This window comes from Citrifermentans bemidjiense Bem, assembly GCF_000020725.1.
GTDB classification, from domain to species: Bacteria; Desulfobacterota; Desulfuromonadia; order Geobacterales; family Geobacteraceae; genus Geomonas; species Geomonas bemidjiensis.
This window is the reverse complement of record NC_011146.1, coordinates 296559-316558: the sequence shown is the minus strand read 5'-3', so window position 1 is coordinate 316558 and position 20000 is coordinate 296559. Positions and strand designations below refer to the sequence as shown.

The 20000-nt window shown below is 59.9% G+C and carries 16 protein-coding genes; 6 read left to right on the top strand and 10 right to left on the bottom strand.

Annotated features, from left to right (window positions below; all coding sequences use genetic code 11):
- Positions 1-22 precede the first annotated feature (22 nt).
- The 5 genes from corA to msrB form a co-directional block, all read right to left on the bottom strand.
- Positions 23-1084 carry a magnesium/cobalt transporter CorA gene (gene corA / locus GBEM_RS01345; RefSeq protein WP_012528706.1) on the bottom strand — a complete coding sequence of 354 codons (1062 nt, stop codon included), beginning with the start codon at positions 1082-1084 and terminating at the stop codon, positions 23-25.
- A 31-nt stretch (positions 1085-1115) separates the two neighbouring features.
- A complete protein-coding gene (locus GBEM_RS01340) occupies positions 1116-1580 on the bottom strand; it encodes an EVE domain-containing protein (protein WP_012528705.1) in 465 nt (154 codons plus the stop codon).
- Positions 1581-1793: 213 nt separating this feature from the next.
- On the bottom strand, positions 1794-3530 hold the full coding sequence (gene polX / locus GBEM_RS01335) for a DNA polymerase/3'-5' exonuclease PolX (protein ID WP_012528704.1): 1737 nt from the start codon (positions 3528-3530) through the stop codon (positions 1794-1796).
- Positions 3531-3541: 11 nt separating this feature from the next.
- Entirely contained in the window at positions 3542-4177 is a 636-nt protein-coding gene (msrA, locus tag GBEM_RS01330) for a peptide-methionine (S)-S-oxide reductase MsrA (protein WP_012528703.1), read from the bottom strand.
- A gap of 92 nt (positions 4178-4269) precedes the next feature.
- Entirely contained in the window at positions 4270-4668 is a 399-nt protein-coding gene (msrB, locus tag GBEM_RS01325; RefSeq protein WP_041262507.1) for a peptide-methionine (R)-S-oxide reductase MsrB, read from the bottom strand.
- Between the two features lie 353 nt (positions 4669-5021).
- Between msrB and GBEM_RS01320 the strand changes: the two genes are divergently transcribed.
- The 4 genes from GBEM_RS01320 to sucD all read left to right on the top strand — a co-directional run bounded on the left by GBEM_RS01320 (position 5022) and on the right by sucD (position 8408).
- Complete coding sequence (locus GBEM_RS01320; RefSeq protein WP_012528701.1) at positions 5022-5480, top strand: DUF4124 domain-containing protein; 459 nt, start codon at positions 5022-5024, stop codon at positions 5478-5480.
- Between the two features lie 23 nt (positions 5481-5503).
- Positions 5504-5824 (top strand): hypothetical protein, encoded by a 321-nt coding sequence (locus GBEM_RS01315; protein ID WP_012528700.1) that lies wholly within the window; start codon positions 5504-5506, stop codon positions 5822-5824.
- A gap of 415 nt (positions 5825-6239) precedes the next feature.
- Positions 6240-7400, top strand: a complete 1161-nt coding sequence (gene sucC, locus GBEM_RS01310) for an ADP-forming succinate--CoA ligase subunit beta (RefSeq protein WP_012528699.1) — start codon at positions 6240-6242, stop codon at positions 7398-7400.
- A gap of 111 nt (positions 7401-7511) precedes the next feature.
- Positions 7512-8408 (top strand): succinate--CoA ligase subunit alpha, encoded by an 897-nt coding sequence (gene sucD / locus GBEM_RS01305; protein ID WP_012528698.1) that lies wholly within the window; start codon positions 7512-7514, stop codon positions 8406-8408.
- A gap of 365 nt (positions 8409-8773) precedes the next feature.
- Here sucD and GBEM_RS01295 read toward each other — a convergent pair whose 3' ends face one another.
- The gene (locus GBEM_RS01295; protein ID WP_012528697.1) at positions 8774-9595 is read right to left on the bottom strand and encodes a (Fe-S)-binding protein; all 822 of its coding nucleotides are present in this window, start codon (positions 9593-9595) and stop codon (positions 8774-8776) included.
- A 277-nt stretch (positions 9596-9872) separates the two neighbouring features.
- Here GBEM_RS01295 and GBEM_RS01290 point away from each other — a divergent pair, with 277 nt between their 5' ends.
- A complete protein-coding gene (locus GBEM_RS01290) occupies positions 9873-11054 on the top strand; it encodes a methyl-accepting chemotaxis protein (RefSeq protein ID WP_012528696.1) in 1182 nt (393 codons plus the stop codon).
- Between the two features lie 200 nt (positions 11055-11254).
- Here GBEM_RS01290 and GBEM_RS01285 read toward each other — a convergent pair whose 3' ends face one another.
- The 4 genes from GBEM_RS01285 to GBEM_RS01270 form a co-directional block, all read right to left on the bottom strand.
- A complete protein-coding gene (locus GBEM_RS01285) occupies positions 11255-13543 on the bottom strand; it encodes a serine protein kinase PrkA (RefSeq protein ID WP_012528695.1) in 2289 nt (762 codons plus the stop codon).
- A gap of 15 nt (positions 13544-13558) precedes the next feature.
- The gene (locus GBEM_RS01280) at positions 13559-15184 is read right to left on the bottom strand and encodes a SpoVR family protein (RefSeq protein WP_012528694.1); all 1626 of its coding nucleotides are present in this window, start codon (positions 15182-15184) and stop codon (positions 13559-13561) included.
- A 238-nt stretch (positions 15185-15422) separates the two neighbouring features.
- Positions 15423-16784: a DUF444 family protein gene (locus GBEM_RS01275; RefSeq protein WP_012528693.1), complete on the bottom strand. Its 1362-nt coding sequence runs from the start codon at positions 16782-16784 to the stop codon at positions 15423-15425.
- Positions 16785-16949: 165 nt separating this feature from the next.
- Entirely contained in the window at positions 16950-19001 is a 2052-nt protein-coding gene (locus GBEM_RS01270; protein WP_012528692.1) for a serine protein kinase, read from the bottom strand.
- 349 nt (positions 19002-19350) lie between these two features.
- Between GBEM_RS01270 and GBEM_RS01265 the strand changes: the two genes are divergently transcribed.
- Positions 19351-19986: a lipoprotein gene (locus tag GBEM_RS01265; protein ID WP_012528691.1), complete on the top strand. Its 636-nt coding sequence runs from the start codon at positions 19351-19353 to the stop codon at positions 19984-19986.
- Positions 19987-20000: the final 14 nt, after the last annotated feature.

The window sequence follows — 20000 nt, the reverse complement described above, 5'->3', positions numbered from 1 at the left end:
TTTGCTTTTGTGGAGAGCGTTCCTAGATCCACCGTCTCTTTTTGAAATAGACCAGCATTCCCCCACCGATGAGGGCGGAAAGGAACAGCACCATATAGTAGCCGTAATGCCATTCCAGCTCGGGCATGTATTTGAAGTTCATGCCGTACAGCCCGACGATGAAGGAGAGGGGCATGAAGATGGTGGCGATGATGGTCAATACCTTCATGACTTCGTTGAGACGGTTGGAAACGCTGGAAAGGTAGATGTCCAGCATCCCCGAAAGCATCTCGCGCAGGGTCTCCAGAGTATCCAGGACCTGCACGGTGTGGTCGTACAGATCCCTCAGGTAGATGACGGTGGTGTCCCGGATCAGCTGGGAGTCGCGCCGCTGCAGGCTGCTCACCGCTTCGCGCAGCGGCCAGAACGCCTTGTGCAGGAACAGCAACTGCCGCTTCAGGCGGTAGATGGCCTGGACCGTCGCGGTGGTCGGGTTGTCGATCAGCTCGTCCTCGATGTCCTCGATGCGGTCCGATATCTCCTCCAGCACCAGGAAGTAGTGGTCCACGATGACGTCGAGAAGCGCGTGCAGCAGGAAGTCGGGACCCATTGCGCGCAGCCGCGCCTTCTCGTTGTTGAGCCGGCTTCTCACCTGCTCGAAGACATCACCCTCAAGCCCCTCCTGGAACGAGACGAGGTAGTTTTGCCCCAGGACCAGGCTCACCTGTTCCGACTTCAACTCGCCGCTCTCACCATCCAGCGTGATCATCTTGAGAACCACGTACAGGTATTCCCCGTAGTCCGCGGCTTTCGGCCTTTGGTCGGTGGCAAGGATGTCCTCCAGCACCAAGGGATGGATGCCGTAGCAACTGCCGAAATGCCGCAGCACCTCAAGGTCTGCCAGCCCGTCCACGTTGACCCAGGTCACCGTGGGGAGCGGCTTCTTCACCAGGCATTGCTCGATCGACTCGACCGACCGCGCCTCCAGGTGCGACTCGTCGTATTCGACCAGGTCGATCCTGGTGGCGCCGGTCTTGGCGCGCCCCATGTGGATCAGGGTTCCGGGGGCAAGTCCCGCTTTCTTCGAACGCTTCCTTATAGACATGAGTTCCTCGGTCAGGTTGCCGCGATCACAGCTATACTGCGGCCAGCTTAAGTATCAGGTCCCATTCTTCCTTGCGGACCGGTTGGATGGAGAGGCGGCTCCGGTTCAGGAGCGCCATGCCGGAGAGCTCCGGCACCGTTTTCAGTTCGGACAAGGTGACCGGGCGCGGCAGTTCGCGAACGAATTTCACGTCCACCATGAACCAGGCGGGCTTTTCCGGGTTGCTCTTCGGGTCGAAGTAATTGCTCTCGGGGTCGAAGGCGGTGAAGTCGGGATACCCCGCCCTTACTACCTCGGCGATCCCCACCACCGCCGGCTCGGCTATGTTGCTGTGATAGAAAAGCACCTGGTCGCCTACCTGCACCTCATCGCGCAGGAAGTTGCGTGCCTGGTAGTTGCGCACCCCATCCCAATGCTCGGTCGCGTTGGGTCGGTGTTTCAGGTCCTCCAGCGAGAAACTGGAGGGCTCGGATTTGAATAGCCAATAGTTGGGCATGGTCTTGTTCACCTTTCTTGGTTCGTACACTGCCGAGGCAAAATCCCCCCTGTCCACAGCGTTGTCCGGTTAGGTATTGCACAAGCAGTTTCCAGCTCTCCCCCAGGGGGGTGGGTGAACTTGGCAGCAGCTCAAAAGGTGGCACCTACCCCCACCCCCTAACCCCCTCCCACCGGGGGAGGGGGGACCTAGAGCGACGTTTCCCGATGACCTTTATTTTCGAGCCATCCTCTTCCTTTTCTCTCTGAGCTTCTTCAGCAGCTGGTCGGGATCCAGCGTGTTCAGCACGTCCGCAGGTTCGAGCCAGCCGCGCTGGGCGACCGAGATCCCGTAGGGGAGAAAATCGAATTGCAGCTTGGCATGGGTGTCGGTGTTGACGGCTATCATGATGCCCAGCTCCTTGGCGCGGCGCACGTGCTTATCCTCCAGGTCCAGCCGCATCGGGTAGGCGTTTATCTCCAGCGCCGTCCCGGTCTCCTTGGCTACCCGCAGCACCTCGTCCATGTCGATCTGGTACCCTTCCCTCTCTCCTAGGATGCGCCCGGTCGGATGCCCGATGATCGAGATGTAGGGGTTACGCATGGCGGCCACTATGCGCGAGGTCATGACTTCCTTCGAGTTGTTGAACCCGGAGTGGATGGAGGCGACTACTATGTCGAGACCCTTCAGCACCTCGTCGGGAAAATCGAGCGCTCCATCCCCCAGGATGTCCATCTCGGTGCCGTGCAGGACCCGGAATCCCTTGAGCTCCCGGTTCAATTCCTTTATCTCCGCGGCCTGTTCCCGAAGCCGCTCCACCGTAAGACCGCGGGCCACTCCTAGCCCCTGCGAATGATCGGTTACCGCGATGTAGGACAGGCCTCGTTCCCTTGCCGCCTCCACCAGCTCGGCGATGCCGTGGGCGCCGTCGCTCCACCTGGAGTGGACGTGCAGATCCCCCCTGATATCGGCCTGGGTCACCAGCTGCGGCAGCTTCCCCAAAAGGGCCGCTTCGATCTCGCCGCGGTCCTCACGCAGCACCGGGGGGACAAAGGCCAGGTCCAGCAGGCGGTAGACGTCTTCCTCGTCCACGCCCCCCAGGCGCTGGTTGTCCTCCTCACGGAAGATCCCGTATTCGTTGATCTTCAGCCCCCGTTTCTGGGCCATCTCGCGCAAGCGCACGTTGTGGGCCTGGCTGCCGGTGAGGTAGGCAAGGGCGGCGCCATAGGAGGCAGGATCCACCACGCGCAGGTCCACCTGCACCCCCTCGCGAATAGTGACGCTGGCACGGGTCGGGCCGCGCATGATAACGTCGTGCACCTGGGGCAAATCGACAAAAGCCGCCATGACGGCGGCCGGATCGGGCGAGGTGGCGACAATGTCGATGTCCTTGATGCTGTCCCTGCGCCTCCGGATGCTTCCGGCGACCTCGATCCGCTCCACCGGAGCCCGCTCTTTGAGCGCCTCCACCAGGTCCTGCGCCGCAGGGAGCATGCGCCCCAGCGGCTGGCGCTCGCGCCCGCGCTTCACCGCCGCTATCCCCTTGAGGATGTTCTCCTCCGTCTTCTGCTTAATCCCCTTGATGCCGATCAGCTTGTGTTCGAGTGCGGCCTTTTCCAGCTCCTCGATGCTCGCTATCTGCAGGGCGTCGTAGATCGCCTTCGCCGTCTTAGGGCCCAGGTCCGGGATGGCCAATAGCGCGAAGACGCCGGCGGGGACCTCCTGTTTCAACTCCTCGTAGGCAGCCATGGTGCCGGTCTGGAGGTATTCCTCTATCCTCCCGGCAAGGTCAGCCCCCACCCCCGGAATCTCCAGGAGTTCCTTGTGGGAGAGCTGCGCCAGGTCCCTGCTGAAGCCGTCCAGGTTGAGCGCCGCGCGCCGGTAGGCCCTTATCTTGAAGACGTTCCCTTCCTTGATCTCCAGGATGTCGGCGATCTCGGCAAAGATCCGTGCGATTTCCCTGTTTTTCATAGCCTCTCTCGTTAACGCCCCCACAGCTCCTTCAGCCGCCGGTCGCGCCCGCAGCTCGAGCGGTAGTAGAAGTAGCGGATCGGGTTCTTCTTGTAGTAGTGCTGATGGTACTCCTCGGCGGGGTAGAACACCCCCGCCGCCACGATCTGGGTGGCGATGGGTTCTTTGAACCTCTTGCTTGACTCCAGCGCCTTCTTGGACTGGAGGGCCAGGCGTTGCTGCTCCTCGTTATGGTAAAAAATGGCACTCCGGTACTGCTCGCCGCTGTCGCAGAACTGCCGGTCCTTGGCCAGCGGGTCGATGTTGTGCCAGAAGACGTCGAGGAGCTTGTCGTAACCTATCTTCGCCGGGTCGTACACCACCTGGATTGATTCTGCATGCCCGGTGGTCCCGGAGGAGACCTCCTCGTAAGTGGGGTTTATCTTATGGCCGCCGGTATAGCCTGAGGTGACGGAGACGACACCGGGCAGCTCGTCAAAGGGGTGCTCCATGCACCAGAAGCACCCCCCGGCAAAGGTCGCCTTCTCCAGGTGCCCGGCGGACTGGGTACCCTTGCCCCCAGGCGCCGTGGCGCTTGCTGCCAGGGTTGGTCCCGCCGCGCAGAAAAGCGCAGTTAGGGTAAGAATTGCGAATCGAATACGTTTCATCACTCTTCTCCTCTGCCAGACCCCGCCGTAGCTCCTGCCCCCCCCCGGCATCGGATTCCTTCCGGCGCGGCAGGTGGGCTGGGGAGCCGCAGCTACTTCGTGGCCACAAACTGCAGCGCCGCCGAGTTCATGCAGTAGCGAAGCCCGGTCGGTTTAGGCCCATCGTTGAAGACGTGCCCCAGGTGTCCGCCGCAACGGCGGCAAAGGATCTCGGTGCGCGTGCTGAACAGGCTGCGGTCCACCTCGGTCTTGACGTTCTCCTTGGCTATCGGCGCGGTAAAGCTGGGCCATCCGGTACCGGATTCGAACTTGTCCTCGGACCGGAAGAGGTCGAGGCCGCATCCCGCGCAACGGTAGATGCCATGCTCATGGCTGGTCGCGTATTTACCTGAGAAAGCGCGCTCGGTCCCCTTCTCCCTCAGTACATGGTACTGTTCCGGAGTCAGTATTTTCTTCCACTCATCTTTGCTTTTCACTATTTCGTCGCTCATGACATAGGTCCCCTTCTCGGCTGAAAAGACCTTGATCCGCGAAGCAGCGTTAACTATTGCCGAATCTTTACCAGATTCAAGAACAACCAGAACTGACGCCACTAAAACTGTCAGCAATCCTGCAAAAAATGTTGCTTTCCTCATGGCTTTTTTCTCCTATAGGCTCTTCGTTGCCCCTTTTCTCATAGCCCTTAGGATATCACAATGGGGTTAATTATTCATGACAGTTGCACTGAGATGGAGCTAAGGCATTGCTGGATATTGCCGATACCTTTTAGGTCTATTTTTAGGTTGAACGGACGCCGGTTATCCTCAATAATAACCAGGTTCAGATTGCAGGCCCTGGAGGAACAATGAAGACACTCGTGATGCTGCTGGCTTTCGCCCTGACTGCGTCCGCCGCCGCGGCGGAGATGTACACCTGGAAGGACTCAAAGGGAACCACCTTCTATACCAACAGCCTCCACGAGATCCCGGCCCGGTACCTCAAAAGAGCGCGGGTGCTCGACGTTGCGACCGGCAAAAAGGGGGGACCAGCCCTCGCCAGCCCGGGCACGCCGACGGCACCGACAGCGCCGGGCGGCGCAGCGTCCTCCCCGCCACAGGCACCTCAGTTAGTGCAGTCGGCGCAGGTCCCTCAGCCTCAGCCCATAGCGCCCGCGGCCGCGCCCATCGCAGCTCCTGCTCCGGCGGCCGCCGTAGCGCCGGTACCGGCGGCACCTTCCCGCTCCGTTTCCGCGGAACGGCAGCAGCGGTCGGCAGGGGGAGACCAGAGGGCTCTCAGGAGGCATCGCCGCACCCTGGAAGAGTGACCCAGCAGGATAAAGGAGCTCAGATGACCAAGATATTACCGATAGCGATACTCCTCCTTACGGCCGGGGCCGCTCAGGCCGAAGAGCTGGTCTGCCAGGGGAACATCGTCAGCACCCAAGGGGAAGGGATAGTGGCCCGAAAGCACCGGTTCGAGGTCAGCGGCATCGCCGGTGCCGATATTGGGGCCGTACTGGAGCAGTGCCGGAAAATTGCACTGGAGCGGCAGGTGCGGGCAGCCAGGAAAAACCCGGGAGGGAGTTTCAGGAGAATCTCGGAGGTCGAGTTGGAGTGCACCCGGGGGCCGGAGAAAACCAAGGTTCGCCGCAATATCCAGACGGAGTAGGGGGGCTGATGAAGGCGCGACCTAGGGGACTGGCTCCGAAGGTGCCTGTCCCCCTGCGATCCGGTCCCTTTCCCGTAGACGCCCCCCTTTGACGGCACCTTCCCCCCCACCCTGTCCCTCCCCCGCAGGGGGGGAGGGGACTCTGAGTTTACCGGAATCACAGATGAGCTTTTTACTGCCACTCTTTTGCTCTAATGGGAAGAGCGGTTGCTCCCCCCTTGTCACTCCCCCTACCAGCTTCTAGTTTTTCACTCCTATTCCAAGACCTTACGCGACCTCCCCTGCCCTGTCTGCCAGTCCGGGATAAAATTAAAAGGCTGCGCCACTTTTTTTCTTAGAAAAGGCTGGTAGAACAATAACGTGCGGCGCCGTCCGGTCCGCAACCGAACCACAAGCTGCAGGACAGGAGATCATGATGAACATCCATGAATATCAGGCGAAGGAAATACTGAGCACATTCGGGATCCCGGTGCCCCGCGGGCGTGTGGCCCTGACCGCGGACCAAGTCGAGCGCGCCGCGAAGGAGATGGGCGGGCGCTGCGTGGTCAAGGCCCAGATCTACGCCGGCGGACGCGGGAAGGCCGGCGGGGTCAAGCTGGTGCACCACCCCGAACAGGCCCAGGACCTCGCCAAGGAGCTGTTCGGAAAGACCCTGGTGACCCCGCAGACCGGGCCGGAAGGGCTCAAGGTGAGGCGCATCCTGGTCGAGGAGGCGGTCGACATCGCCCGCGAATTCTACCTCTCCATTACCCTGGACCGCGGCACTTCCCGCTACATCCTGATCGCCTCCGCAGAGGGGGGGATGGAGATAGAGGAAGTGGCGACGAGGAGCCCGGAAAAGATCCACACCCTAACCATCGACCCCTTCACCGGGCTCAGGTCGTTCCAGGCGCGCCACATCGCCCTGCAGCTGGGCCTCTCCGGGAGCGTCTGCGAGGACTGCGTCAGCCTCATCCTCAACCTCTACCGCGTCTGCCTGGAGAAGGACTGCGCCCTGGTGGAGATCAACCCGCTGGTGGTGACCCGCGCCGGTTGGCTCATGGCCATGGATGCCAAGATCACCTTCGACGACAACGCCATCTTCAGACACCGGGAATACCCCGACATGATGGACTACTCCCAGTTGGACCCCCTGGAGATCAACGCAGGGAAATACGATCTCGCCTACATCAAGCTCACCGGCACCATCGGCTGCCTAGTGAACGGCGCAGGCCTCGCCATGGCTACCCTAGACGTCCTGAAGGAATTCGGCGGCGAGCCTGCGAACTTCCTCGACGTCGGAGGGGGGGCCACCCGCGAGAAGGTGGCCGAGGCGTTCAAGATCATCCTTCAGGACAGCGACGTGAAAGGGATCTTCGTCAACATCTTCGGCGGGATCATGCGCTGCGACGTGATCGCCCACGGCATCATCGAGGCCGCCAGCGAGGTGAACTGCACCCTCCCCATAGTAGTCCGCATGGACGGGAGCCAGGTCGAGGAAGGGAAGAGGCTTCTTACCGAGAGCGGCCTCAACGTGCAATGCGGCGACAACCTTGGGGACGCGGCCGCGCGAATCGTGAAGATGCTGGCGGGGTAGCTTCGGCGACTGCGACAGGTCTTCCCTCACCCTGTCCCTCCCCCAAAGGGGGAGGGGACGCCAGGTTCCGAGGAATCCCGTTTATGACCCATACTTAACCGGAGAGTTCATATGTCCATATTGATCAATAAGTCGTCGAGAATCGTGGTGCAGGGGATCACCGGCCGCAGCGGGCTCTTTCACACCCAGCAGTGCCGCGAGTACGGCAGCAACGTGGTAGCGGGGGTCACCCCCGGCAAAGGGGGGATTCACATCGAAGGTATCCCGGTCTTCAACACGGTGGCCGAGGCGGTGAAGTACACCAGCGCCAACGTCTCCATGATCTTCGTGCCGCCTCCCGGCGCCGCTGACGCCATCCTGGAAGCGGCTGCCGCCGGTCTTGAACTGGCAGTTTGCATCACCGAGGGGATTCCGGTGCGCGACATGGTGCCGGTGAAGGCGGTCCTGCAGCAAAGCAAGCTGCGCCTGGTCGGCCCCAACTGCCCCGGCGTCATCACCCCCGGGGAATGCAAGATCGGCATCATGCCGGGTCACATCCACAAGCCCGGCAAGATCGGCGTCGTCTCCCGCAGCGGCACCCTCACCTACGAGGCGGTCAAGCAGCTCACCGACATGGGGCTCGGCCAGTCGACCTGCGTCGGCATCGGGGGGGATCCCATCATCGGGATGAACTTCGTGGACGTGCTGAAGATGTTCAACGAGGACCCCGGCACCGAGGGAGTTTTCATGATCGGCGAGATCGGGGGAGCCGCGGAGGAAGAGGCGGCGGTCTGGATTCAGACGCACATGAAGAAGCCGGTCGCGGCGTTTATCGCAGGCGTGACCGCGCCGCCGGGAAAGAGGATGGGGCATGCCGGCGCCATCATCACCGGCGGCAAGGGAAAAGCTGCGGACAAGATCCGCACCCTCACCGAATGCGGCGTAACCGTCGCGACGAGCCCCACCAAAATGGGGGAGGCGATGCAGACGGCGATGGGTTCAAAGGGAAACGGCAAGAAGCAGAAGTGACGTTGGGCTGCAGTCGCGGCAAAAAAAGGGGGACAGGCTACTTTTTCAAATCAAAAAGTAGCCTGTCCCCTTTTTCTCGTTCAGCTTCCAGTAGATGCGAAGCTGGAGCTTCGCGCCGCATTGGGTTCCCAAGCTGGAGCTTGGGAACCAGGAAAAGGCCTGCCGAAGCTCCAGCTTCCGGAAAAACCTTTCCCCCTCCCGCGGCCTTCCCCCCTCCCGACCTCCCATACCATCTCATCACGCTGCGGCTGTCTCGTCCCCTCCCCAGGAGGGGGAGGGACAGGGAGGGGGCATCCGATGGCAACGCAGCGGTTGCACGCCTTTCCCCCCGCAACTGGGAGGGGTCCCCTTTTGGCAGCGCCCGGTTACGGAATCTTTCCCTCGCAGGGAACCCTGGTCTGGCAGAGACCGCAGCCGGTGCTGGCGACCTGGTATTGCTCGGCCACCTTGGCAGGGATGGTGCCGTAGACGTGGTCGCGGCAGATCCGCTTGTCGTGCCCCTCCTTGGAAAGTGCCCCAACCGGGCAGCGGCCGATGCAGGCGCCGCAGGTCCCGTTGCGGTGCCACAGGCAGTTGATCTTGTGGTGCAGATAGGGGCGCGGCGAAGGCGTGAGGGCCAGGTCGGTAATCACCGTTCCCAACCGGTGCGCTATGCCGCGCTCGGTTATGAGCGCGTCGTTCAGGCTGAAGGTGCCGAAACCGGCGGCGTAGGCGGCATGGCGCTCGGACCAAGATGAAGCGATCCCGACCGGAGTTTCGCCGTACTCGCGCCAGCCTGGGTGCAGTTGCGGTGCTAAAGCGCGGTGGCCGCGCTCAACCAAAAACCGGACCAGGTGTCGGCGCAGCGAGGTGTTGAAGGTTTCGCCGTGGTGCCGGGTTTGCGCCCAGGCACGTGACGGGTACATCGTCTCCGGCCGGTTGCTGGCGCGCGTGGCCTCGGTGATAGGAAGCACCCAGCAGATCACGGTACGGGGATGCCAGCAACCTCCTTCCGCGGTTTCAGCCAGTTCCTCAGGGGTTAAGTGGAATTCCCCGATCACCTCTTTGTATTTGAGGAAAAGGGGATCGTCCGCCGCGGCGAACCCGACTAGGGGGTCGTCGAAATAGCGCTCCCCGCTCTCACCGAACCGGTTGCCGCTTTCTTCCTGAACGAAGCGGCGTATCTCTGCAGAAATGATCTCGTCCATTCCCGACCTCCCTTCAACCTCTTGGATTCCCTGGCGGCGTCTAGACTACCATGTTTTGCGGGCGCCAAGGCACAACTTTTTCCCGGACCCGGCTTGTTTTTTGCCTCAGCTCTAAAACAGCTCCCCCCTCCCCCTTGCCAGATTATTTTATGCAAATTCGCCATCTTTTGTTTACATGACCCGTCAAGTTTTCTCGACCCTCCCCGATAAGGCAGACGTATCAAAACATCGTTCGCCACCTGTAACGCGTTGGCGCATCACCGGCAAGGAGAAAGGCATGAACCGGATCTGGAACTATTATCTCGACCTCACCATTAAATTCAGGCTGGGCCTGCTCTGCGTCTGCTACAGCCTCTGCCTCGTTGCTTCGGTGATTGCCTCGCAGGCCGACTCGCCGCTGATCAAATACGGCTCCGTCACCCTCTTCATTGTCGCCGGGGGACTGTTTGGCTGGGTCAACATCTGGTCCATCAGGAATCCCCTCGCCAGGGCCGTCTGTTATCTGGAGACCATGGGCCACGGGGACCTGAGCGAGCAGATCGTAGTGAACCGCCATAACGAGATCAGCCAGATGCTGCACGCGGTGAAGAAACTTCAGGAATCGATGCGGGGGATGCTCGCCGGCATCAAGCAGACCGCCGACCATCTCACCCTGGCGTCTTCCGAACTGAGCGCCACCTCGCAGCAGATGGCGCAAGGAACCGAGCATGCCTCGCGGCAATCCAACTCCGTCTCCAGCGCCGTGGTCGAGATGGCGGGGGTGAGCAACGACATAGCTTTGAGCTGCCAGCAGATGGCGGACCGCGCGGGTAGCACCAGCAGCGCCACGACAAGGGGGGAGGAGACCATCACCCGGATGACCTCGGTCATGGAGGAGATAGAGCGGATGGTGATCGGGACGGTGGACGCGGTCAAGGCGCTGGGAACCAACTCCGACAAGATAGGCGACATCGTGGTGGCCATCGAGGACATCGCGGACCAGACCAACCTTTTGGCCCTCAATGCGGCGATCGAAGCGGCACGTGCCGGGGAGCAGGGTCGGGGCTTCGCGGTGGTGGCCGACGAGGTGAGAAGGCTCGCGGAACGGACCACCGCCTCGACCCATGAGGTGCAGAGCATCATCCGCAGCCTGCAGGGCAACGTGAAGAACGTGGTGGGGCTGATGGAGCGGAGCGCCGGCAGTGTCAGAAGTGGGACGGAGGACGTGCAGCATTCCAGCCGCGCCATCGGGACCATCAAGGAGCAGATAACGCCGCTTCTGGAGTACGTGTCGCAAGTGGCGATCGCGGCTGAGGAGCAGTCGGCGACCACGTCAAACATCACCGACAGCATGAGGGAAATAATCGGGGTGGTCGAGGAAGCGGCGAGCGGAGCGCAGAACTCGGCCCGCGCGGCGGCGGAACTGGCCGCTTCGGCGCGCTCGTTACAGGAGATGGTGAACCGGTTTAAAACCGTCTAAAACCAATTGACAATTGACAATGGATAATTGACAACGAAAAACCGAAACCCCGGTTCGTCGGGCATGGCATAGGCTGGCGAGGGAGGCTTCAGGACCAAAGACAAAGGGGAATGACCGCTGCCGGAGGTTGGCTGTCATTCCCCTTTCTTTGATGTCCAGGTTTTAGTTGTCAATTGTCAATCGTCAATTGTCAATTGCTTCTAAACGTGGAACTTGCGGGCGAGGTCGTTGTCTATCACGTAGACGCAGATTTCTTTGGCGAACTGCTTGGTGTACTTGAACTTCTCTGAGCTGAGGTTGTTGATCAGGAAGGTGACGTCGTCCCGGATCCTCTTGTCGTAGGTCTTAAAAGCTTCGGTATCGAAGTCCTTGATGGCGCGCCGGAAGTTGGCATTCTCCAGGAAAGGCTCCAGCACCTTCTCCTTCAGGTTGAATACGTAGCGGTCGTGCAGCGACTGGAACAGCGTCGTATCCTGTGCGGGCTTACCTTCGACCATGATTTCTTGGGTCAGGGTGCGACCGGTGTACTCCCTCTGGGTCTCCTGCCGGAACGCCAGCCTCGCCTCGTCCTCCGCCTTGGGCCCAATGAGCCGCCTTTCAATGCCGGCCAGGAAGTCCTCGGTTATCTCCAGCTTCTCTCCGGTGAAGCGGCAGACCTCGACCGCGCCGGGCTCGAAGTTGACGGCGAACATGTAGTGCAGGATGTCGCGCTCGATCTGGGACTCGTTGTAGTAGTAGAGCGCCTCCTTCACCTCCTGGAGCACAACGTAATCGTAGTTGTGCACCAGCGACTCCATGAAACCATCGGGGATCGATTCCTTGAGCTCCTTGTGCCACCTGGTGAAGAAGGTGGAGAGGTGGCTCATGGTGATCATTTTGTCTTTTCTGGCGTAGGCGGCGTAAAAGTCGGAGAAGATCTTGATCGATTCACGCCCGGAGAAGCCGTGGTCCCCCTCGTGCTCGCTCTCGGCGATGATCTTCTTCCTCCGCTTGGCGTTGAGCCTCTTTCTGTCCTCTTCGGTGAGCCAGTCGGGGATGTGCCCGGTGTAAATCTCCATTTTCAGTATCTGCAGGTTCTCGTCGCAGTAGAACCTGTACTTCTCCGGGTCACCGATCCATTCCAGGAGGGCGTCGGACTTCACGTTCATCCGGGTCGAGATGATGACACGCGCGAAGTTGTGCAGCACCCGGGGGAGGAAGCTCCCGTCGATATGCTTGCCGAAGATGTTGCGGTAGATCTCCACCTCGGTGTTCAAGTCCATGACATAAGGGATGTTGATGAACTCGATGCGGTCGGAGAATGACTGCACCCCCTCGATGCTCCGCTCGTCTTCCGGGTTCATCAGGGCGATGAAGAGGCTCCTCACGTTCTCCTCGATGTCCTCGACCTTGTGGATCCCCTCGCTGATGATGTTGTGCAGCTCCAGCAGGCGCTCCGCGTTGTGGGACTTCACGTCCATGAGCGCGTAGATGCCGTTGTTGGTCTTGGCGAAGTTGGAGAAGATGTATTTCACCTCGTTGCTGTCGCCCAAAAGGAGGTCGATCTTTCTCTGCAGCATGTCGTTGGTGAGGATGTTCTGCTTCATCGACTTGTCGCCGGGGTTGAAGACGGTGATCCCCTCACCCAGCCTGCGGTTGAAGCGGTAGGGACGAACCTTGATCATGCTGAAGATATCGGCCGGGTCCTCCAGCCTCGCCGAAAGCGCCTGGAAGATGGAGGTGCAGATGGTGCAGGGGGAATCGCGGAAGACCCAATCGTACTCTTTCTCGGTGAAGAGTTTCCACTTGAAAGAATCGTTCTGGAACAGGTCGTCGAAAAACGCCCTGCGCTGCGCCTTGTCGATCATCAAGAGCGGGGAGTCGTGCGAAGGGCAGGGTACCTCGACCACATCGCCGCCGCGCAGAAGGGCCCGGGTGTCGATATGCTCGTGCGACTCCAGCTCGTACTCGTCCAGGAGGTGGGAGAGCTTCTCGACGAAAGCGCTCACCTGGTGCTCCTTAAAGCTCCCCAGCACGCGGCGGTCCAGGTGCCACACCACCTCGTGGCAGGTGCCCTGCTCCGTGCTCGCATACTCCTCGAACTTCATCAGGATGTTGTTCAAGAAGGTGCTCTTGCCGGAGCCTGGGGGGCCCTCGAAGATGTAGATCTTGTTCTGGCGTGCCCCGCTCTTCATGGCGGCCACGTGGTTGATGAAGCGGTTGGCGAACAGGCGGTCCGCGAAGAAGGGACGGTCCGAGTTTTCCACGAAGAGCTTCCGGGTATCGTAGGGGACGAAGTTGATTGATTCCGGATCCTCCGGATACTCGTCGGTCCCCTCGCTGACGTAGTTCTTCACCATGTCGTGGAAGAGCTGGAAGATGTTGCGCATCACCCTTTCCGGCTGCTCGGTGGCGAGCTGCATAAACTCCTCGAAGGACATGTGCGCCGCGTTCTTGTGCTCCACGATGGTGCGGCTCAACTGCTTTATCACTGTCTGTAGATCTGGCATGAGCTTATCCGCCTGTCACAGTACCTGCCGGCTCAAGGTTTTTTCGTTCATGGTATAGACTACGCGCTGCCAGGTGATGTCCGCTTCCTCACCACCCTCCTTGCCGGCGGTGCCGCGGGTCTGTTCGATCACCGCCTCGCTGGTCTCAAGCTGTACCGGCGCCCCCCAGAGGTACTCTATACCCACCATGGTGTTGGCGATGTACTCCGAGACCAGTTGTTTCCCCTCGAAGTGGTGCACGAGGTACAGAGAGCCGTCCTCGCCCCGCTCCGGTGCTATCTCTATATGCGGCGGGTGGTACAGCGAGGCAAGCACCATGTCCCGGTACTCGCGCGCGTCGCGGCTCTTCACGTAGTACTGCCAGACCATGCGCTGCGGGTCCAGCCTCTTTCCGGTGACGAAGAGGTCGTAGCGGTTGGTGAAGTCCTGGTCCACGAACTCCTTGATGAAGAGGTAGTCGCAGTAGTTGCTCCTGACCTTGAACAGGAACTCGTCCCCCTGCTCGGTCTTCGCGTCGAACTCCTTCCGCTGGTTCGCGTCGGAGAGGCGGTGGAAGTCGTACCCTGTCCTCCCCTTGTCCCCCATATCCTTCAACTGGTACATGAGGCGCATGCCGAGCGCGTACGGGTTCATACCCACTCGGGGCATGGACGTGACCCCGGCATGCACGCGGGCAAAGTCGACCTCGTGCCCCTTGATGCGGTCATCCACAAGGAAAAGCTTCTCATGCCAGTAGCTCGCCCACCCCTCGTTCATGATCTTGGTGCGGATCTGCGGCTGAAAGAAAATGGAGGTTTTCCTCACCACCTCGAGCACCGAGCGCATCCAGCGGTTCTCGTCACGGGCCAGGAATTCCGAGTTCTCGATCAGGAAGCGAAGCAGGTCGCGCCGCTCCACCCTTTTCACGTTCCGGCTCTTAGCGAAATGCGCCTCCATTTCCGGATACTTGGTCGTCACCTCCGCGAAGAAGACCCGCTCCCCTTCCTCTTTGTCCTGGAGGACCGCTTCGTTGTAGCGCGCCACCTCCTTCAGGTATTCGGCCACCGGCAACTTCTTCTCCACCTGCAGGAAGACGTCGAAATAGTAGTCGAGCCGGCTCGAAGTAACGGTATCGGGAGACTTGAAGAGCGGCGACAGTTCATCGTGGTAGGCGACCAGGTTGTCGATGGATCGGGCGAACTCAAGGATGTAATCCACCCAGCGCCCCTTCTCTGCGCGCAGCTTGGCGATCACCCTCTTGTCCGAAAGCGCCTGCCCGGTGAAGTCGTACTCCCAGGTATGGCGGAAGTAGAGGTTGTTCTGGAAGAAATCGATGTGCCCCAGCACGTGGTAGAAGATCATCACGTTGAGCCAGTCGGGATTGTTGTCGTTGTAGAACGAAATCGGGGGACGGGTATTGATCACCGTCTCGTAAGGGTTATGAGGGTAGAGTTCGTACTCCCCCTTCCCCCGGAGCACCTCGACGTCGTGCACCCAGTAGTCGTAAAGAGTAGGGATCATGACCTTGGGGGAGAGCTCGATCAGGTCGCGGTTGGTCACGATATATTCGAGGCTCTCGTCGGTGAAAGAGAGTCCGGCGGCGCGCGCCCGCTCCTTGCACCCTTCCATGATCTCTTTGGTATGTTGGTTGATCAGTTCCATAACGGCCTCAAAGGCTAACAGCGAGATTAAGATTAAGATTGAGAAGAAGCGTTATAAGTCGGCCTTATCTTGTCTCAATCTGCTTCACCTCTTATTCTTAATCTGCTTTACCTGCTCACCGGCTCATTTGCTCACCCGCGTCACCTCTTAATCTCAATCTGCCTCACCTCTTAATCTCAATCTGCCTCACCTCTTAATCTCAATCTGCTTCACCTCTTAATCTGCCTCATCTCTGTCTCTAAGAGATGAGCTTTTTGATCCCCTCGATCACCCGCGACTCCTCGGCGTCCTCGTGCATCACGTCCAGCCGCAAGAGGTCCGGCTTGTCGCGCAAAAGCCCAGAGTTCTCCAGGTAACGCGCCACCTCGGTCCATTGGGTCCCCGCGTGCTCGGCGATGGTCACCCCCATGCGGCTCACGTAGGAAAGGATCTTGACCAGCTCCGGGATTGACTTGTCTCCGCCGGTGTCCCAGTCGTCGCCGTCGGTGCCGTGGAATACATAAATGTTGTAGTCGGCGGCGAGGTTCTCCTTGGCCACGATCTCGTTGACCAGCTTGTACGCGCTCGCCACTTCTGTCCCCCCGGCGACCCGGGAGTTGTAGTAGGTGTCGAAATCGGGAACCTCTTTGGCCTCGGTATCGTGCAGGATGAAGCGCGATTCTACCTGCCCGGCGTACTGGTACAAAAGCCAGCTGTAGATCATCACGTGCTGGGTCGCGACCAGTTCGGTCACCTTGCCGGCCATCGAACCGGAGTAGTCGCGCAGGAAAAAGACCATAGCCTGCGGCTCGTAATCCTTTTCCTGGGAAAAGATGCGGTACACCTTGTCGCGCGGCGAGATGAGAAAGCGGGTCGGATCCATGTCGCCTGGGTCCGGTACGTTCCCGAGCGAGATATTGGTCTCCACGATCTTTCTAAGTGTCGCCTTCTTGTCCAGCACCTGACCGGAGCCGCGGTTGCGGTCGGTGAGATCGTAGATGTAACGGGTGAAGGAGCGCTTTTTCCCTTTTTCCTTCAGGTTGGGGAGCTGGAACTGCTCGGTCAGCACTTTGCCCAGCTCGTAGGCGGAGGCCCCCATCTCGTGGGATTCCCCCTCTCCCTGTCCCGGACCCTGCCCCGGCTCCTCGCCGGTCTCCCGCACCTTCTGTTCGCCGATGACCTCCCCTTCGTCACCCTTGCCGCTCCCCCCGGTGGAACCACCCTCTCCCGGAGGCCGTATGGTGGGGTCGTGCAGGAACTTCTCCTCTTCGGTGGAAGGAACAACAACGATCTTCCCCTTCCCCCCTTTGCCCGGCTTGATCAGCCGCCCCACTTTGATCTTCCTGGGGAAGCCGTCCTTCTCGCGCTGCCGGTCCCGCTCCAGGAGTTCGTCCAACGCCTTCATGTGGCACTGGTAAGAGTTAGGGACCCTCCCCTGGTCTTGCAGCACGGCCAAGTCCTGCCAGGAGTAGAGACTCTTGGAGAAGTTTGGAAAAGGACCGCGCCTGTCGGACGTTGGGACGTCGCGAGTGACCGCGAGTTCGTCGAGATACCGCGCATACCGCTCGGGATCCAGGCCCTTCTCCTTCAGTTCTTCGAGGTATTTTCCCAGATCTTTCATCCGCCTTCGCCTTATCAGGCTACGGTGGACAAGTCCTTCGTCCGCCTTCGCCTTATCAGGGTACGGCGGACAGGTCCTTTCGTTGCCCGTGTCCGCCGTCAGCCCCTAGTCCCTCAGTCTCTAGCCCCTAGCCCCCAGTCCCTAGCCCCTGCTTTACCCCCGCCTTTAGCTCTCGTCTTCCTGGGTGCAGAAGTACTCTATGGTCTTCTGGGCGCAGGTGCGGCAGTAGCCGAGCTTGCCGAGCATGGTGACGATCATGCGGTCGTAGAGCTTCTGATTCTCCTCGTTGGTCCGGTTGGCGAGCGCGCCGATCAGGCTCCCTGCGCCGGCGATGTCGGATTTGAGCCGCACGTCGGTTACCGCCTTCACCAGCTCCAGGTTGTCCATAAAGTCGTAGCTCGGATCTACGGAAATCTTTTGACCGTAGATCTTGCGGATTGAGGTCCTGAAAGAGGCGCGCTGCTCCTCGGTCTTGAGCCCTATGCGCTCCTCGACGCTCTTCACGTAGCGCTCGTCGATCTTCAAGGCCTTCAGCTCGCCGGTCTGGGGATCCTTGTACTTCCACATCCGGTCCGGCCCCAGGTTCTCGGCGTCGATCCCGATGATCATGTTGACGTAGTTCTGCACGTCCTTTTTGATGGCGAAGGGCTCATCCATGTAGGCGTTGAACATCTCAGTCATGATCCGCTCGCGGTAGAGCTGCTTCCCAGTCTTCAGATCCTCCAGGTATTTGGCCCGCTCGTTGGGCTCCACCACGTAGTCGAGCACCACCCGCTCGAGGCTCCTGAATACGTCGTAGGCCACCATGCAGCGCCCCTCGTTGGTCTCGGAGCTCTCTTTGAGGATCTGGATGCTGCGCCCAAGGCTCCTGTGCCCCAGGCCACGCTGCCCGAAGCGCTTGGTTATGTCCGGCTCCTGCCCAAGTGTGTCGATCACCTCGGCCAACGCCTTGATGCTCTTCTCGCCGGCGACCTCGCCAGCCGCAAGCTTCATGGTCTCGATGGGAGTGAGCTTCTCACTCCTGGGAAGCCTGGTCAGCACCACGCCGACGGAAGCTGCATAGTTGAGGTTCGGGTCCTGGTGCAAAACTTCCCGGGTCAGGGTGGTCTTGGAGTCGCTCCCGATGGCGTAGCCGGTGAGCCCTTCCTGCATCCGGTAGTTGGTGTTGTGCGAGACGTAGCAGATCCTGCAGCGGTCGACGATAGGTGCTTCTTCCTTCTCCGCCAGGAAACGGTTGAACTCGGAGTTGTTGCTGGTGGCGATGATCATGGAGTCGATCGGCCACTTGTAGCCGTCGATCTCGATGGCGCGGTTCTGGATCACCCCGAGGTACACCTGGACCAAGTCCTTCTTGTTCTTGAAGATCTCGTCGCTGAAATGTACGCCACCCCCGGCCACGCGCGCCAGTGCTCCGCGGCGCAGGTCGAAGCGGTACGGGTTGTTGGTATCGGAGAGGTGCAAAAGCCTCTGTATAGATTCCTCTCCCAAAAGGTCCACAGCCGACGAGGTGATCTTATCCTTGGCCGGGTATTTGCCGGTGAGGGTGCCGAGGCTCTCGCTCATCGGAACAGGCATGATGGCGATGCTCTCCAGGATCTTGTCGACGTCGTTGTCCAGGTAGTCCCGGATCTCGTTCAGTATGTAACCGGTGCTGGCGCCAAGCGGCCGGTAGTTGCGGTAGAGGGTGTCCAACTCGGCCTCGGAGAAACCCTGCTCAGCGATGAAACGGCGGCTCTCGTCCGGGTCCTCGAAGAGGTTCATCGCCAGGATCATCGGGTCCTCGTAGGTCTCCGAGTCGATTTCCCGGATCCTGCCGTAGTTGCCGAGCCGGTCCATATTGAGGAACCGGAAGCTGTATTTGCGGTTTTTCCCCTGGAGGAAGTTCCGGTACTTGCCGCACAGGAACTCGACGAAGAAGGTCTTGCCGTTGCCCGGCTCTCCCACCAGAACGAAGGCCATCTCCTTGCTGGACCCCCCTTCGGCTGCATCCTTGACGAAGGAGACGAAACTGTTGATCTCGTCGTACATCCCGATGGTGTGCTTGCGGCCGGTCCGGAATATGTTGAAATCGTAGGTCGTCTTGCCGTTGACGACCACCTTTTCGAAACCCGGCTCCAGGATCATGCGGATGATCCCCTGGAAGGCGTTCTCAAAGACCCTTTCTCCCGCCTTGACGGCGGCCAGGTGTTGACGGAGCGTTTCGTTCTTCGCAGTCATGGTGTCCCTCCGCGTTCTTTACGTATGGTGCGGTTCTCTCTCATTGGTTTTGGCATCCAAGAAAAATTATACGCCCGGCAAAAATTTTTTGGCAAAGTCTTTACTGGCGGGGCTCTACGCACCTAGCCCCCTGCTAAAAATTAGGCATCAGCATGAATAAGCAAGGCTAGTGTTGCGCATACATTAGAATTGAGCTAATGTATTGTACCCGGACCTGCTCCATGTGCAAGAGGAGGGAATTCGTATGGGCCAATAAAATCAAGGTCCTTTTCTTTTCCCCTCCCTTTGATACCATTGAGCACTGTTGGGCGAGGTGACTTTTAATTAGAAGATAGAGCAGGAGGCAAACATGAAAGGAAAACTTCTCGGACTGGTGCTGGTGGGGCTGCTGCTGGTCATGGCCGGGTGCGGCGGGGGGCACGACGAACGCCCGGTCATCGAGACCACGATACCAAGCGACGTGGCGGTTGACGCCGATATCCTCAATTCCAGAGGAGTTCTGACCGTGACGCCGGCGTCCACGGTTAACGGAGTCTTCGCCGGGGTGGATCCCAATCCTACTAAAGACGACGTGTACCGCGCGTTCCTGCACTTCCCGCTCGCCACGGTCCCCCTGAACGCACGGATACGCTCCGCCGATCTCAGCATTGTGATCAAAAGCCTGACGGTGCTGCCACCGGCGACTACCGTACCGATCAGGATCGAACTGGTTTCCTTCACCCCTCCCGTCGAGGCCACCGATTTCAACCAGCTGCTGCCGCTGCAAAGCGTTAGCATCTTCCCGCCTATCTCGTCGGCCGACGTCAACCGCGAGGTCGTGGTCGACGTGACGCCGCTCATGGTCGAGGCCCAGATCAGGGGTCTCAGGTTCTTCCAGGTCCGCATCTTCCAGGAGAACGACCTCACCACCCCTGTGCCGGGACTGGTCGAAATAGACGAGGAGACCAAGGTGAACGCTCCGCTGCTTACCGTGGTCTATGACTAGCTTCAGTTCTTGCG